This window comes from Pseudomonas sp. PDM10 (genome assembly GCF_014852295.1).
GTDB lineage: Bacteria > Pseudomonadota > Gammaproteobacteria > Pseudomonadales > Pseudomonadaceae > Aquipseudomonas.
In genome coordinates this window covers 258567-273308 of record NZ_JACVBJ010000008.1, presented here as the reverse complement: position 1 = coordinate 273308, position 14742 = coordinate 258567, and the positions used below count along the sequence as shown (strand labels likewise).

Sequence of the window (14742 nt, the reverse complement as noted above, 5' to 3'; positions counted from 1 at the left end):
TCACCTTCCTTTTGAGCAGGTCGGACCTATAAAACATCCTGAATGAAGAAACCTGCCAGATACCGTTATAGATGCGGTCGATTCTGGGAGTTTCAAGCGTCGTGATGTTGATGTAGATCAGAGAAGTCTAGCGTTCGAGCCAGACCAAGGAGGCAAACCGACCGGTGCGTGGACTGCGGCGGTAGGAAAAGAAGCGAGGATCGGTCACGGTACAGAAACCGCCACCATAAACAGCGGTGACACCGCGAGCCGCCAGACGCAAGCGCGCCAGCTCATAGATATCAGCCAAGAATTTGCCAGCATTTGCACTCGGCACAAACGCTTTAGCGGCTTCGGGTAATTGCTCGACGAAGGTTTCGCGCACTTCAGGGCCGACTTCAAAGGCTTGCGGACCAATGGCCGGACCGAGCCAGACCAGCACTTCTTCTGGCGGCACGGCCAGACTGTCGAGGGTTGCTTCCAGCACACCCGCCGCCAACCCGCGCCATCCGGCATGAGCCGCCGCGACGCGAGTACCGGCACGGTCACAGAACAGCGCCGGCAGGCAATCCGCAGTCATTGCCGTGCAGGCAATACCGGGCGTTGCCGTCCAGCTGGCATCGGCAGTGGCCGTAAGGCTTGGGTCTGCGTGGGCCACGGCAATGCCGTGAACCTGCTTTAACCAGGCCGGTTGAATAGCGAAATGATCAATGAGGCGACGGCGGTTTTCGACCACAGCTTCGGGGCTGTCATCGACGTGATCGCCGAGGTTGAGGCTGTCGAACGGCGCCAGACTGACGCCGCCCGCACGGGTGGTAACGCAGGCTTTCACCCCGGCAGGCGCAGGCCAGTCGGGAATCAGCCAGTCACTCATCCGATGAACGCCTCGCGGTCTTGCTTGAGCAGCGTCAGCAACCAGACGAAATCGTCCGGCAGTGGCGATTCCCAGCTCATGCGTTTACCGGTGGTCGGGTGATCCAGCTCCAGGAACCGCGCATGCAGCGCCTGACGCGGGAACGCCTTCAACGATTCGACCATGGTCACACTGGCTGCCGGCGGAATACGGAAGCGACCGCCGTAGGCAGGGTCTCCGACCAACGGGTAGTTGATGTGGGCCATGTGCACACGAATCTGGTGCGTACGACCGGTTTCCAGCTTCACCCGCACGTGCGTGTGGGAGCGGAAACGCTCGAGCACGCGGTAATGGCTGACGGCCTGCTTGCCACCTTCCATCACGGCCATGCGCTGGCGTTGCTGACCGTGACGACCGATCGGCGCGTTGATCTTGCCGCCGGCAGTCACCACGCCGATCACGATGCACTCGTAGATCCGGCTTACGCTGCGGCTCTGCAATTGCGTGACAAGCTGTGTCTGCGCCTGAATGGTCTTGGCCACCACCATCAGACCGGTGGTGTCCTTGTCCAGGCGATGCACGATACCGGCGCGGGGCACATTGATGATGTCCGGCACGTGGTGGAGCAAGGCGTTGAGCAAGGTGCCATCAGCGTGACCTGCGGCAGGATGCACCACCAGACCCGCGGGTTTGTTGATCACCAGGATGTCGTCGTCTTCATAGACGATGTCCAGCTCGATGTCTTGAGCGATCCATTCGCCCTGAGCTTCCTGCTCGGCAGTGAGTTCAAGAATGGCACCACCATGAACGATGTCTCGCGGGCGGATAACCGCCCCATCCACAGTCAGGCGGCCGTCTTTGATCCAGGCGGAAAGGCGCGAGCGCGAGTGCTCAGCGAATAATTGTGCGGCGACTTGATCGAGGCGTTGGCCGCCCAATTCGGACGGCACCTCTGCGCGAAGTTCAATTTTATCGGACATGCTCAGACTAGGCGTCGGCACAGCCTTTGGTTTCGGCTGCGCGCTTGTGGTTAAATACGGCGTCTTTTGCCCCGAGGCTATTCAACGGGGCGTTCATCATAACAGGACGGCCCCGCCCAAGACAGCGGCCGTCATAGGGACGCAAGCCGCCATGCAAGTGAAACACCTGCTGCTGATCGCCATCCTCGCATTGACCGCTGCTTGCTCATCGAAGGAAGTCGTAGACGAAAACCTGAGCGAGGTCGAGCTGTACCAGCAGGCTCAGCACGATCTGGACAACAATAGCTACACCGCCGCCACAGCCAAGCTGAAGGCGCTGGAGTCGCGTTATCCGTTCGGTCGCTACGCCGATCAGGCTCAACTCGAGCTCATCTACGCCAACTACAAGAACACCGAGCCTGAAGCGGCGAAGTCCGCCGCCGAGCGCTTCATTCGTCTGCACCCGCAGCACCCGAACGTGGATTACGCGTATTACCTCAAGGGTCTGACTTCTTTCGACCAGGACGTCGGCCTGTTGTCGCGCTTCCTGCCGTTGGACATGACCAAGCGTGACCCGGGTGCCGCTCGCGACTCCTACAACGAGTTCGCCCAGCTGACCAGCCGCTTCCCCAACAGCCGCTACTCGCCGGACGCCAAGCAGCGCATGATCTACCTGCGCAACCTGCTGGCGGCCTACGAGATTCACGTTGCCGACTACTACCTGACCCGTCAGGCCTATGTCGCCGCCGCGAACCGTGGTCGCTACGTAGTGGAAAACTTCCAGGAAACCCCTTCGGTCGGTGACGGCCTGGCGGTGATGACAGAGGCCTACCAGCGTCTGCACCTGGACGATCTGGCCGCTACCAGCCTCGAAACCCTGAAGCTCAACTACCCGAACCATCCAAGCCTGGTCGACGGTCAGTTCCAGCCTTCGGTGGCCGAAGCCGACAACCGCTCGTGGCTGAGCAAGGCGACCCTGGGCCTGATCGAATCCCGTCCACCACTGCCGCCGGGCGAAACCCGCGCCAACCAGGACGTGCAGAAGCAGTTCCAGGACGCCAAGGACGCGATTCCGAACGATCTTAAGCCTAAAGATGAAAAAGGCGACGTGATCGAAGAAGAGGAACACGACTCCGAAGCCAATAACAGCGACCGCTCGTGGTTCAGCTACATGACCTTCGGCGTGTTTGACTGACACATCGGGTTGTACGAAAAGGAGCCTTTCGAGGCTCCTTTTTTATGGGCTCGATGATTACGCTGTGCGCTGGTCATGTCCTTGGCTAAACTGGCTCATCACTCGTCGAATAGCAGCTCATCATGCTTCGTTTACTGTTCTGGATCGCCCTGATTGCCGCTGCGGTATGGTTCTGGCGCAAGTTCAAGGGCCAGGCGTCCGTGCCCAGGTCCTCTGCCGAGCTGGAGGCGGCTCCGATGGTCCGCTGCGCCCATTGCGGCGTACACCTGCCACGCGACCGCGCGCTGAGACTTCAACAACAGTGGTATTGCAGCCAGGCTCATCTTGAGCAAGGCCCGGGCTCCAGTGATCGCTGAGACCTCCAGTCCCGGCAGCAAACAGGCCCAGCGACTGCTGCGCCTCTATCACCTCTACCGTTTGAGCATCGGCATCACCCTGGTGCTGTTGATCGCCAGCAACATGGACAACCAGCTGCTGACGTTCAGCAATGACGACCTGCTGCGCAGTGGCAGCTGGTTTTACCTGGTGCTGAACATCCTGCTGGTGGTATTCCTCGGGAACACCCGGCGCCCGGCGCAACTGTTCAGCCTGGCGCTGACCGACGTCCTGCTACTGTGCGGTCTGTTCTATGCCGCCGGCGGTGTGGCCAGCGCCATCGGCAACTTGCTGATCGTATCGGTAGCCATCAGCAACACCTTGTTGCGAGGGCGCATCGGCCTGCTGATTGCCGCCGTTGGCGCACTCGGCATCGTCGGGCTGAGCTTCCTCCTGAGTTTCAGCCATCGCGCCACCCCCAACGATTACTTGCAAGTCGGCACGCTCGGCGCCTTGTGTTTTGCTGCTGCATTGCTGGTGCAAGGGCTGATCCGACGCCTGGATGTCAGCGAAACCCTCGCCGAACAGCGGGCCAGCGAAGTTGTCAGCCTCGAAGCCCTCAACGCCCTGATCCTGCAACGCATGCGGACCGGCATCCTGGTACTCGACGACCAGCGGCGGGTTCAACTGGCCAACCACAGCGCCCTGAACCTGTTAGGCAGGGAAAATCTTGCAGGCCAGTTGATCGACGACTACTTGCCCAGCCTGGTCGAACGCCTGCAATTGTGGCGCAACAATCCGACGCTGCGCCCCCAGAGCCTGAAAGTCGCCAGCAGTGGTCTGGAGCTGCAACCGAGCTTCATTGCCCTGGACCAAAGCCCACACCACCAGACCTTGGTCTTTCTCGAAGACCTCGCGCAAATCGCTCAACAAGCCCAGCAATTGAAGCTCGCCGCCCTCGGTCACCTGACCGCCGGTATCGCCCATGAAATCCGCAACCCACTGGGCGCCGTTAGTCATGCCGCGCAGCTATTGCAGGAATCAGAGGAACTGAACGGCGCGGATCGACGTCTGACACAGATTATTCAAGACCACTCTCAGCGAATGAATCGGGTAATCGAAAACGTCCTGCAACTGTCCCGCCGTCAGCAAACCATAGCGCAACGGCTTGATCTGAAGCCGTGGCTGGAACAGTTCGTCAACGAAAACCGCGAGAGGGCGACCGAGCATCAGCAGATTCATCTGCGCATCGGCTCAGGAGACTTCAAAACCCTGATGGATCCAGACCAACTGACCCAGATTCTCGACAATCTGTTGCGCAACGCCTGGCGCCATAGCGCCTTGAATCACGACCTGGCACAGGTCTGGCTCGAATTGTTTGTCGATTCGGACAGTCAGCTGCCGATCCTCGAGATCCTGGACGATGGCCCCGGCGTGACGCCAGAGCATCACGTGCACTTGTTCGAACCGTTCTTCACCACCAGCACCCAAGGCACCGGCCTGGGGCTTTATCTGTCCCGTGAGCTGTGCGAAAGCAACCAGGCCCGCCTAGACTTCAAACCACGCCAAGGCGGCGGCTGCTTTCGCATCACTTTTGCTCACGGACGGAAACAAAGTTGAACATGAGCCCACGGCAAAAAGTCCTGATCGTCGACGACGAACCGGATATCCGCGAACTCCTGGAAATCACCCTGGGACGGATGAAACTCGACACCTTCAGTGCCCGCAACCTCGGCGAAGCCCAGGCACTGCTGTCGCGAGAGTCGTTCGATTTGTGCCTGACCGACATGCGCTTGCCGGACGGCACCGGCCTTGAGCTGGTGCAACACATCCAGCAACGCCACCCCCAAGTACCGGTGGCCATGATCACCGCTTATGGCAGCCTGGAAACGGCGATCAACGCCCTCAAAGCCGGCGCCTTCGACTTCCTGACCAAACCGGTGGACCTCACTCGCCTGCGGGAACTGGTCAGCAGTGCGCTTCGGTTGCCTGCGCCGGGCGGCACCGGCATTGCCATCGATCGCCGGCTGCTGGGTGATTCACCGCCCATGCGCGCCTTGCGCAAACACATCGACAAACTGGCCCGCAGCCAGGCGCCGGTGTACATCAGCGGCGAATCCGGCAGCGGCAAGGAATTGGTCGCGCGACTGATCCATGAGCAAGGGCCACGCGCCAACCAACCTTTTATTCCGGTCAATTGCGGGGCGATTCCGTCGGAATTGATGGAGAGCGAATTTTTCGGGCATCGCAAAGGCAGTTTCAGCGGTGCCATCGAAGACAAACCAGGACTGTTCCAGGCGGCCCATGGCGGCACCCTGTTCCTCGACGAAGTGGCTGATTTGCCGCTGGCGATGCAGGTCAAACTGCTACGGGCCATACAGGAAAAAGCCGTTCGCGGTGTCGGCGAGCAACAGGAAACCGTGGTCGATGTGCGTATCCTGTGCGCCACCCACAAAGACCTCGACGCCGAAGTTGCCGCCGAACGCTTTCGCCAGGATTTGTACTACCGGTTGAACGTGATCGAACTACGGGTGCCGCCCTTGCGCGAACGCCGTGACGACATCGAATCCCTCGCCAGCCATGTGCTCAAACGCCTGGCCACCAGCACTGGCCAACCCGTCGCAAAACTCCACCCCCAAGCCCTCGACGCGCTGAAAAGCTATCGCTTCCCCGGCAATGTGCGGGAACTGGAAAACGTCCTCGAACGGGCGCACACGTTGTGCGAAAACAAACAAATTGAAGCCAGCGATCTGCGACTGGCCGAAGGCAACTGCAACCCGGAAGGCGGTGTGCCGGACCTGACGCAGATCGACAACCTGGAAGACTACCTGGAAAACGTCGAACGCAACCTTATCCTCCAGGCCCTGGAAGAAACCCGCTGGAACCGCACGGCGGCGGCTCAGCGGTTAAATCTTTCATTCCGGTCGATGCGCTACAGGCTCAAGAAACTGGGGCTCGATTGAGTCTCAGATCCGTCCAGCCGGTGCATACGGCGCCGGATCAATGATCGGCTCACGCCCCAGCATCACATCCGCAAACAACTGACACGATGCGGGCGCCAGCACCAAGCCATTACGGTAATGCCCGCAATTCAGCCAAAGCCCTTCGAACCCTGGCACCCGACCGATGTAGGGAATACCTTCCGGCGAACCCGGTCGCAACCCGGCCCAGTGCCCCACGACCTCGGCATCCGCCAGTGCAGGAATCAACTCCACCGCCGACGCCTTCAGGCTCTCCAGGGCGGATTCGGTTGGCGTCTTGTCGAAGCCTTCATGCTCCAGCGTACTGCCAATCAGAATGTGCCCATCGCGCCGAGGGATCGCATAACGCCCCTTGGCCAGAACCATGCTCGGCAGAAAGTCCGCCGCGCATTTGTACAGAATCATCTGACCTTTCACCGGTTCGACCGGCAGCTCCAGATCCAGGCTCTTGAGTAAATCACCGCTCCAGGCACCGGCGGTCAGAACCACCTGATCGCCATGAATCGCTCCCGCCGAGGTCTGCACCCCGACCACCGTAGCGCCTTCACGGATAAACCCGCTGACTTCACACTGTTCATGAATCCTCACATTCGGCAGCGCCAGCAACGCGGCCTTGAGGGACTTCACCAGCCGCGGATTACGCACATTGGCCACATCTGCCATGTAGATCGCCCGGGAAAAACCGTTCCCCAACACAGGCACTGCGTCGTGAGCCGCCGAGATATCCACAGCCCGCAACGGACGATTTTCCCGCTCGGCCCAGGCCAGCGCCTCAGCCTCATCATCCAGATCCAGCCAGTACAACCCGGTGGTATGCACCTCGGGATCGACACCGGTGGCGGCAAACAGTCGCTCACCCAGCTGGGGATAAAAATCCTGGGACCAATGCGCCAACGCGGTGACCGCCGGGCTGTAGCGCCACGGGTAGAGCGGCGAAACGATGCCGCCACCGGCCCAGGACGACTCCTGACCGACGTTCGAGCGATCCAGCAGCACAACTTTTTCCACTTCGGACGCGAGATTGAACGCAGTCAGCAGGCCAATCACGCCGCCGCCGACAATCACCACTTGCTGTTGCCTGGTCATGTTCTGATCCAACCGTTAAAAAGACAGGGGCACAAAAGGCACCCAAAAAAAGAACTTAGCGCCCCCAGCAATCCTTGGTCGCGGCCGTCGCATTGACCATGCTTCTGACGCCAGTGTTGGTGATGGTGAAATCACCGCACTTGTCAGCTGCCATGGCCTTGCCAGGCTTGCGCACCGCCGTCAGCAGGAAGGTCTGATCGGTCAGGGTCGGGGTGATGGTGTAGAAGTCATTACCGGCGCTCAGGCCGGTGGCATTGGTGTAGACATTATTCTTCGAATAGAAGCGTTCAAGGATCTGCGCTTGTTCGGAGAGCAGGCCGGCGACTTCAGTGCGGCGGCCCTTGTTCACATACTCGGTGAGGCTCGGGTAGCCAATGGTGATGACGATCCCGATGATCGCAATCACGATCATGATTTCGATCAGGGTAAAACCTCGGTTGGATCTGCGCATGCCTCAACTCTCACTTACTGTATTTGTCGCCACATGATGCGACGGCTACCGCCGCTGCCGGGCTTTTCCACCAGGGAGCTGATGCCACCGCTGGAGTCGTTCATAATCTTGCGGGACGCATTGTTGACGATCGCGTTCAGCGTCGGAATACCACCGGTGAAAACCACCCCGCTGGAGATCGAATCCTTGATGTCGACCAACCCGTCGCCATTGCTGTCGAGCACCGCGTAATTGAGCATCTTACCGCTGAATGCATCCAGCTCGACCAGTTTGCCGGTGCCGAAACTGGCGCAAGGGTCGGTGGTGTCCACGCTGGCCGTGGTGAATACGATCCGGCCGGCCACCAGACTGGCCTGATTGATTACCCGCTCGCCGGTCAACACGTTGTTGTAAACCAATGGCAGATACCAGCCCTTCTCTGCCGGATAGGTCACGTCGTTCTGGCTGGTGGTGATGAATTGCCCACTGCTACCCGAGAACACGCCAGTCACCGCCTGCGCCTGCAAACTGGACGTTGTGATTTGCCCGGAGCCACCTTCCGCATCCCACACGGCATAGAACGCCTGGAGGTCTTTGTTGGTCTTGTCGGCAGTCTCGTTGAATTTACCGGTGCCGAAAAACACTTCCTTGCCGCCCAATGCGTGATCGGCCAGCAACGGTTGCGCGGTAATCGGCTGGGTCGCGCCACCTGCAGTGGTGAACAACGGCTTGCCGGAAAATGCCACGCCCCAGGTATCGGAGGCAGTGCCACTCAAATCGAACTTCCACAACCGCCCTTTCAGATCGCCCCCATAGGCGGCCTGCACCACATTTTGCGAGTCGACCCTGAGTTTCACCGACGACAGGCCGTTGGTGGTTTCTGTACTGTCGACCACGATTTTCTTGATCAGCGAGCCGTCGCGGATATCCACCACATACAGCGCTGCCACCCCGGAGTTGCTGCCATAACCGTTGGAGATGAATGCCGCCCATCGACCGTCGGCCAAGCGTGCCACTTCGGGATGCGCATAGGCATAACCCAGATCATTGAAAACGTTCGCCGTATTTGCTGTGGCCGGTGCACTGATCTCCCACAACGCGTTAGTCACGTTACCGGCCGACGCGTCGAACAGTTGCAGTGCATAAAAGGTTTTGCCGCCCGCCCCTGTTCCTCCAATCGCCAGGGTTTTCCAGGCGCTGCCGAGCTGGGCATCGAACACACCGACCTGACCGTCGACCAGATATTTGTGGCTCACACCATTGATGTAAGTGGGGTCAGCGATGTAGCGCAATGATGGCAGCACACTGGAGGGCATATAGCCGTAGCGTCTGGCACCGTTGGTCGAGCTGATGACGTTTACAAAACCGTCGTTGGCGTTCACCACCAGGCTGGAGTTCATGTTGGCGGCTTTGGTGGCGAGGTAGGTGCTGTAAGTGGTGTCACCCACCAGATCGGACGCGGTTTTGTTCGTGGGCGCGGCCAGCACGAGAGGCGAATTGATGATATCGCCGAGCAATACACTGCGCGTTCTCAACCCGGTTTTGTTGGTGCCCTTGCTCCACTCCACCAGATCGCTGCCGGTGATGCCAGTGGGCAGGCTCTGGCTGAGGAAGGACTGCTGGGCTGGGGAAAAATTGCTATAGGCCAAGGTAACAACGGCGTTGGTCAGGGTATTCCAGGACTGGTAGGTCGGCGCGGTCGCGCCGGGCACGATGGTGGTATCGGTCGTCCACAGTACCGCGGCCGTGTTCACCGCGCCCGTCGATGTGAAACCAAAGGACTTAATGGTGCCGCGCCAATCCTTGGGATCGTAACTGGTCTGAAAGTAACTCGAACCGCTGCCCAGAGTGGTCCCGCTGGCGACGCCACTGCCGCCGGAGCCGGCCTTGGAGGTGATATCGCTCAGGGCTGAAGACAGTGAGCTGTTGAGCTCGGCGCCGTCAGTCGCCTGGTAGTACTTGCCCTGCCCGTAGGTCGCGGCGTCCGCCAGCATTTGGTTTGCCGCGGCGAACCCCACGGTGTAGGTATTCATGTTCTGCCCGGGAAAATCCGGGGCGTCCCAGCTTTTACCCGCGGCATCGACTCCCGTGGAGCGCATGTCGATATCGAAGGCGAACTTGGCGATGTCATCCAGGTACAGGGTGTCGCCCTCGTCGTCGCCAAAGCGGTTGGCGCCATCGTTACTGCTGATCCCGTCCCAGTTCGGTAAGCGGCTGCCACCCAGCGGATCGTCAGTCGGAAAGGTTTGGTCGTAGGTGGGCAGACCATCGGTGATCACCACCCCGTAATTTCTCTGGCAGCGATACTGAATCGGGCTGGTGTAGGTGGTGGGTGTCGAGTTGTTGTACGGCGCCATGCCACGGAAATAGCGGGTGATCTCGTAATAGGCTTCAGCCAGCGGCGTATTGGCCTGCGCGCTCAGTTCGTCGATTCCGGCGATCAATTCGTTGTAGTTGGTATCGGCCTGAGCCTGCGTCACGGTGCCGCTGACTGCCGACAAATCACTGATCGAGCGGGCGATGTAACCGCCGTCATTCTTATGGTTTCCGACCGCCAGGTTGAACGTCGCCAGACCGATACGCAGCGAGCGATTGCCGGCCACCAACGCTTTGGAGACGTTGCGCGCCACATTCATCCGGTAATCATTGGGGATCGAGCCATCGGTGAAATCCCGGTCGGAATTGTTGGCGAGGCTTACCAGATACGACAAGTATTTCGCCGAATAGCGAGTGTCCTCACCCCCTACCGGATCGGGAAGCTTCAGGCAAAGCGAATCCAGACCGAAAAAGCTGTTGTTATAAAAACCGTACCATCCTTTCGAACATGTTCCTCGAGTCAAACTCGACAAGGAGATATTGCTGTCGGTCATATCAAGTTCCCGCCCTTTCAAGCACGAACCATTCGAGAGGCAAATAGTCACCTGAGTGCGCGTGATCGTCGGGTCGAAGCCTGCCGCCCAGATAATGCTGTTCATACTCCCCGAGTCATCGAGCAACAGCATCACATTGGGGGCCACGGCCGCCGCATTCAACAGCGGCGAATCCGAGGGAGTGAAGGCGTAAGTCGGCGCTGCCAGATAAAGGCTCAACGCCGCGCCGCAGAACAACTGCAACAACCAACGGCGCCAGCCTGCGCGGGCCTCAGTATTTCGCATAGATACTCTCCACCACACTGCGCGAGTTGCCCGCGATGCCGACGGCGGTCACCCGGTACAGCGTTGTCGAGGTGTTGCTCGGCACATTCACGGCGGTCAGGGTGGTGCCGATGTTCTGTACCCCGTAAAAACCGCTGCCGGAGGCGATCCAGGTCACCCCCGAGGTGGAATTGAAGCCAGCGCCGGTGATTGTCGACGACTCGGCCGGTGGCGCGCATTGGGTAGTGCCGCTGCAGACCGGCAACGAATAGGTATCCAGTTGCACTGCGCTTTCACCTACGCGCAACGCCGATTCGGCGCCCTGGAACGACTGATTGCGCAAGGTCACGCTGGCGGCCATTTTTTCCTGCAGGGTGGCGTTTTGCATGGATGAAAGGCCGATCAGTGTCAGCAACAGAAGAAACACCAGGCTGACCAGCAGCGCCATGCCCCGCTGGGCGGGAGGGGTCACGGGAGAAATACTCATCGGCCCTCTCCTCATGGCAAGCGGTTGCGCAGCGCGGCAACCACGTTGAAGGTTTGATTGCCTACCCGGTTGTTCGGGTCGGTGAGGGTCAATGTCAGGCGAACACTACGGATGCGCGCCGGATCAGTAGGGTTGTTGCTGTAACTGGAGGCCGCCACATCAGTGGCGGAACTGGCGAGGCCGAAGCTCACGTTGAAGGCACTGACGTTGTTCACCAGCACCGCCTGAGCCGGCGTGCCGCTGCCGACACCCATCAGCAGTTGATTGTTGCTGAAGCTGTAGATCAAGCGCCGGATCGGAAACGCCAGCTCTCCCGCCCCCGGAACCCGGACGCCGGTGTAGGCCGTTGCACTGTTCCTACAGTCGGAAACCACCGTCCAGGTCGGTACCCCGCCACTGCCGCCGACATCCGCTGTCACCAGGGTCAGTTTGAGGTTGGCGTTGTCCCATCTGATGGGCATTGTCTGGCTGGCATTGAAGTCACCCGCCGAGCTTGAATCGGTGACCGCCCCCAGACATCCGAACATGCCGACCATGCGAATTTCCTGAATCATCTTGCTCAGCACGAAACGCGCATCTTCCTGCATGGCGGCAGCGGTGTTCTGGCTGACATAAGTATTCTTGGCCGCGATGAAAATCTGCGCCACACCCAGGACCACGACCAGACTCAACGCCAGGGCGATCAGTAACTCGATCAGGCCGAAACCTCTGTTGGTCTGGTTCATGGCGTCGACACCGGATCAAGGGTGGCGCGACTGGTCAGGACGAAACTACGGCGTGAATTGGCAGTATTGGCCGCCCGTGAGTCATCCCAAGTGATGGTGATGGTGTACACCCGCTGATTGAGCGTAACGCTTCCGGTGGCAGTGGCGCCGCCGAAATTGACAATGTTGGTGGTGAAGTCGTAGAGATCCTGATCCCGAGCGACGCTCAGGTTGCCCGAGGTCGGAGGCGTGATGGTGTAGTCGGCACCGGAGTTGGCGCGAATGCGGTCCATCATGTCGTAGGCGATAAAACTCGCCTGGCTGGTCATCCGCGCGCTGTCCGTGTACTTCAGCGCATTAAGCTGAATCGCTGCCGCCCCCAACAGCCCCACACTCAGAATCAACAACGCAACCAAGACTTCGATCAGCGTCATGCCCTCCTGTGCACGCTTGCTCCATCCCCTCATCCGCAGCTTCCACCCAATAGAATTCGTCCGTTCAAACACACATTCAGTGTCCTGCTTTCTGCCCCCCGTACGTAGCTGATCACCACCGCCGTGGACGGTGCCGACAACCCGCCAAGGTTGTTGAAATCGATAGCGGTCACTCCTGAGGTTAGCGTCAGAGTCGCGCCACTGCTCATCGCTGGAACAACCCGCAATACATTGGCCGGATTGCCAGTACCGTCAAAGACCGTTAATTCTCCGCTCCAGACGCTGCCGCCGGCCGTCGGGCGCAGCCGGGTGGTGACACCACGGTCGATAGCCTCCAGTCGGGCGAAATTGAGTCCGCGCTGCAGATCGCCGATTTCGGTGTCGGCCTTAGTGATTTGCACCGAACGGGTAAACGCCGGTACAACCAGCGTGATCAGGACCAGAAACACCGCGAGCGCGACCAGCAACTCGATCAGCGTGAAACCTTTTGTACGATGATCCATCGGTGCCCTCCGTTGCCGTCGGCTATACCTGCTTCTACACGCTAGAACATTCGACCGGCAGATGTTCGGTTGTTTTGCCATTACTCGCGCAGGGATCGCGCGGGCCGCAGCACTCCAGGGAGGGAGATGACATGCATCAGCGAGGTTTCAGCCTGATCGAACTGCTCATGGGACTGACAATTGTCGGGATTGTTCTGCTGTTGGTCAGTCCGGCGTTTGCTGCACTGACTGAATCGAACCATCGCGAACAGGTGGCAGAGTCGCTTATCGGCGGTATACGCAACGCCAGAACCGTTGCCATCACACGCAACCAGAGCGTCGTGATTCACGGCATCAACGGCGACTGGAGTCAGGGCTGGCGGATCATTCTGGATATCAGTGGCAAAGGGGCGGAGGACAACAGCAATCCGCTGCTGATTGAGCGCGCGAGTGGCACTGAGGTGCCGATTGTCGGCAATTGGCCGGTCAGGCGATACATACGCTTCAACAGTATCGGTGAGCCACAGATGCCCGGACGGGCCTTTCAAGCGGGGACACTGCACATTTGCGCCGCCCGCGAACCGGTCACTCAGCTCCAGGTGGTGCTGGCCGCGACCGGTCGCGTCAGCCTGCGCAGCCATAAGGCTGAGCAGGCGCTGTGCCCGGGGGGCAAGAGCGTTAAAGCAGGGAGCGGACGCGCAACTCTTTAGGCATGGAGAAGGTAATGTTCTCCTCGCGACCGGCCAATTCATCGGCGCCAGTAGCGCCCCACGCCTGCAACTGCTGGATCACGCCACGCACCAGCACTTCCGGTGCGGAGGCGCCAGCGGTGATGCCGATTCGCTCGACACCGTCGAACCAGCTCTTTTGCAGGTCTTCGGCACCGTCGATCAGGTAGGCCGGGGTGGCCATGCGCTCAGCCAGTTCACGCAGGCGATTGGAGTTGGAGCTGTTCGGGCTGCCGACCACCAGGACCACGTCGCATTCGTCGGCGAGTTGCTTGACCGCGTCCTGACGGTTTTGCGTGGCGTAGCAGATGTCATCCTTGCGTGGACCACCGATCGCCGGGAAGCGTGTACGCAGAGCGTCAATGACGCGGCTGGTATCGTCCATGGACAGGGTAGTCTGGGTCACGAACGCCAGTCTTTCAGGGTTGTTCACCTGCAATTCGGCGACGTCTTTCTCGTCTTCGACCAGATAGATCGCGCCACCATTGCTGCCATCGTACTGGCCCATGGTGCCTTCGACTTCCGGATGACCGGCGTGGCCGATGAGGATGCATTCACGGCCGTCGCGGCTGTAGCGGGCCACTTCGATGTGTACCTTGGTCACCAGCGGGCAAGTGGCGTCGAACACCTTCAGGCCACGACCGGCGGCTTCGGTGCGCACGGCCTGGGAAACACCGTGGGCACTGAAGATCACGATGACGTCGTCCGGCACCTGATCCAGTTCTTCGACGAAAATCGCCCCGCGAGCACGCAGGTCTTCAACGACGAATTTGTTGTGGACCACTTCGTGGCGCACATAGATCGGCGGCCCAAAGACTTCCAGGGCGCGGTTGACGATTTCGATTGCCCGGTCCACACCGGCGCAGAAGCCACGGGGGTTGGCGAGTTTGATTTGCATGCTGTGCCTCGTGTCTTGCGCGCAAGAAATAGCGAAAACTGTAAAAAACTTCTTACTGTGGGAGCGAGCCTTTGTGG

The 14742-nt window shown here is 59.7% G+C and carries 15 protein-coding genes; 5 read left to right on the top strand and 10 right to left on the bottom strand.

Annotated elements, in window-relative coordinates; translation table 11 throughout:
- Positions 1 to 127 precede the first annotated feature (127 nt).
- Both pgeF and rluD read right to left on the bottom strand, forming a co-directional pair.
- Positions 128 to 853, bottom strand: a complete 726-nt coding sequence (gene pgeF / locus IB252_RS27345; protein WP_192410871.1) for a peptidoglycan editing factor PgeF — start codon at positions 851 to 853, stop codon at positions 128 to 130.
- Positions 850 to 1812: a 23S rRNA pseudouridine(1911/1915/1917) synthase RluD gene (gene rluD, locus IB252_RS27340; protein WP_007942311.1), complete on the bottom strand. Its 963-nt coding sequence runs from the start codon at positions 1810 to 1812 to the stop codon at positions 850 to 852. The genes pgeF and rluD overlap by 4 nt, the downstream gene beginning before the upstream one ends.
- A 151-nt stretch (positions 1813 to 1963) precedes the next feature.
- Here rluD and IB252_RS27335 point away from each other — a divergent pair, with 151 nt between their 5' ends.
- The 4 genes from IB252_RS27335 (at position 1964) to IB252_RS27320 (ending at position 6264) form a co-directional block, all read left to right on the top strand.
- The gene (locus tag IB252_RS27335) at positions 1964 to 2986 is read left to right on the top strand and encodes an outer membrane protein assembly factor BamD (protein WP_192410870.1); all 1023 of its coding nucleotides are present in this window, start codon (positions 1964 to 1966) and stop codon (positions 2984 to 2986) included.
- Positions 2987 to 3108: 122 nt separating this feature from the next.
- Positions 3109 to 3342 carry a PP0621 family protein gene (locus tag IB252_RS27330; protein ID WP_111451088.1) on the top strand — a complete coding sequence of 78 codons (234 nt, stop codon included), beginning with the start codon at positions 3109 to 3111 and terminating at the stop codon, positions 3340 to 3342.
- Positions 3332 to 4921: a sensor histidine kinase gene (locus tag IB252_RS27325; RefSeq protein WP_192410869.1), complete on the top strand. Its 1590-nt coding sequence runs from the start codon at positions 3332 to 3334 to the stop codon at positions 4919 to 4921. The genes IB252_RS27330 and IB252_RS27325 overlap by 11 nt, the downstream gene beginning before the upstream one ends.
- Before the next feature lie 2 nt (positions 4922 to 4923).
- The gene (locus IB252_RS27320) at positions 4924 to 6264 is read left to right on the top strand and encodes a sigma-54-dependent transcriptional regulator (protein ID WP_111451090.1); all 1341 of its coding nucleotides are present in this window, start codon (positions 4924 to 4926) and stop codon (positions 6262 to 6264) included.
- Positions 6265 to 6267: 3 nt separating this feature from the next.
- Here IB252_RS27320 and thiO read toward each other — a convergent pair whose 3' ends face one another.
- The 7 genes from thiO to IB252_RS27285 are packed head-to-tail and all read right to left on the bottom strand — an operon-like array spanning position 6268 to position 13060.
- The gene (gene thiO, locus IB252_RS27315) at positions 6268 to 7368 is read right to left on the bottom strand and encodes a glycine oxidase ThiO (protein WP_192410868.1); all 1101 of its coding nucleotides are present in this window, start codon (positions 7366 to 7368) and stop codon (positions 6268 to 6270) included.
- A gap of 55 nt (positions 7369 to 7423) precedes the next feature.
- Complete coding sequence (locus IB252_RS27310; RefSeq protein ID WP_008154912.1) at positions 7424 to 7819, bottom strand: type IV pilin protein; 396 nt, start codon at positions 7817 to 7819, stop codon at positions 7424 to 7426.
- A 14-nt stretch (positions 7820 to 7833) separates the two neighbouring features.
- Entirely contained in the window at positions 7834 to 10953 is a 3120-nt protein-coding gene (locus tag IB252_RS27305) for a pilus assembly protein (protein ID WP_192410867.1), read from the bottom strand.
- Positions 10940 to 11419 (bottom strand): PilX N-terminal domain-containing pilus assembly protein, encoded by a 480-nt coding sequence (locus tag IB252_RS27300; protein ID WP_111451093.1) that lies wholly within the window; start codon positions 11417 to 11419, stop codon positions 10940 to 10942. The genes IB252_RS27305 and IB252_RS27300 overlap by 14 nt, the downstream gene beginning before the upstream one ends.
- 11 nt (positions 11420 to 11430) lie before the next feature.
- On the bottom strand, positions 11431 to 12144 hold the full coding sequence (locus tag IB252_RS27295; protein ID WP_192410866.1) for a PilW family protein: 714 nt from the start codon (positions 12142 to 12144) through the stop codon (positions 11431 to 11433).
- Positions 12141 to 12590 carry a type IV pilus modification protein PilV gene (gene pilV, locus IB252_RS27290; protein WP_192410865.1) on the bottom strand — a complete coding sequence of 150 codons (450 nt, stop codon included), beginning with the start codon at positions 12588 to 12590 and terminating at the stop codon, positions 12141 to 12143. The genes IB252_RS27295 and pilV overlap by 4 nt, the downstream gene beginning before the upstream one ends.
- A complete protein-coding gene (locus IB252_RS27285) occupies positions 12587 to 13060 on the bottom strand; it encodes a GspH/FimT family pseudopilin (protein WP_008154923.1) in 474 nt (157 codons plus the stop codon). The genes pilV and IB252_RS27285 overlap by 4 nt, the downstream gene beginning before the upstream one ends.
- A 131-nt stretch (positions 13061 to 13191) precedes the next feature.
- Between IB252_RS27285 and IB252_RS27280 the strand changes: the two genes are divergently transcribed.
- A complete protein-coding gene (locus tag IB252_RS27280; RefSeq protein WP_192410864.1) occupies positions 13192 to 13749 on the top strand; it encodes a GspH/FimT family pseudopilin in 558 nt (185 codons plus the stop codon).
- On the opposite strand, the gene ispH is transcribed toward IB252_RS27280, so the two are convergent.
- Positions 13718 to 14665: a 4-hydroxy-3-methylbut-2-enyl diphosphate reductase gene (ispH, locus tag IB252_RS27275; RefSeq protein WP_007901894.1), complete on the bottom strand. Its 948-nt coding sequence runs from the start codon at positions 14663 to 14665 to the stop codon at positions 13718 to 13720. The genes IB252_RS27280 and ispH overlap by 32 nt on opposite strands.
- Between the last annotated feature and the right edge of the window lie 77 nt (positions 14666 to 14742).

Bases quoted from the DNA above. Each gene is read 5' to 3' on its own strand.
- IB252_RS27330 (WP_111451088.1), top strand. From the start codon at position 3,109: ATGCTTCGTTTACTGTTCTGGATCGCCCTGATTGCCGCTGCGGTATGG.
- pilV (WP_192410865.1), bottom strand. From the start codon at position 12,590: ATGAGGGGATGGAGCAAGCGTGCACAGGAGGGCATGACGCTGATCGAA.
- IB252_RS27310 (WP_008154912.1), bottom strand. From the start codon at position 7,819: ATGCGCAGATCCAACCGAGGTTTTACCCTGATCGAAATCATGATCGTG.
- ispH (WP_007901894.1), bottom strand. From the start codon at position 14,665: ATGCAAATCAAACTCGCCAACCCCCGTGGCTTCTGCGCCGGTGTGGAC.
- IB252_RS27335 (WP_192410870.1), top strand. From the start codon at position 1,964: ATGCAAGTGAAACACCTGCTGCTGATCGCCATCCTCGCATTGACCGCT.
- thiO (WP_192410868.1), bottom strand. From the start codon at position 7,368: ATGACCAGGCAACAGCAAGTGGTGATTGTCGGCGGCGGCGTGATTGGC.
- IB252_RS27280 (WP_192410864.1), top strand. From the start codon at position 13,192: ATGCATCAGCGAGGTTTCAGCCTGATCGAACTGCTCATGGGACTGACA.
- IB252_RS27320 (WP_111451090.1), top strand. From the start codon at position 4,924: ATGAGCCCACGGCAAAAAGTCCTGATCGTCGACGACGAACCGGATATC.
- IB252_RS27285 (WP_008154923.1), bottom strand. From the start codon at position 13,060: ATGGATCATCGTACAAAAGGTTTCACGCTGATCGAGTTGCTGGTCGCG.
- IB252_RS27295 (WP_192410866.1), bottom strand. From the start codon at position 12,144: ATGAACCAGACCAACAGAGGTTTCGGCCTGATCGAGTTACTGATCGCC.
- IB252_RS27300 (WP_111451093.1), bottom strand. From the start codon at position 11,419: ATGAGTATTTCTCCCGTGACCCCTCCCGCCCAGCGGGGCATGGCGCTG.
- pgeF (WP_192410871.1), bottom strand. From the start codon at position 853: ATGAGTGACTGGCTGATTCCCGACTGGCCTGCGCCTGCCGGGGTGAAA.
- rluD (WP_007942311.1), bottom strand. From the start codon at position 1,812: ATGTCCGATAAAATTGAACTTCGCGCAGAGGTGCCGTCCGAATTGGGC.
- IB252_RS27305 (WP_192410867.1), bottom strand. From the start codon at position 10,953: ATGCGAAATACTGAGGCCCGCGCAGGCTGGCGCCGTTGGTTGTTGCAG.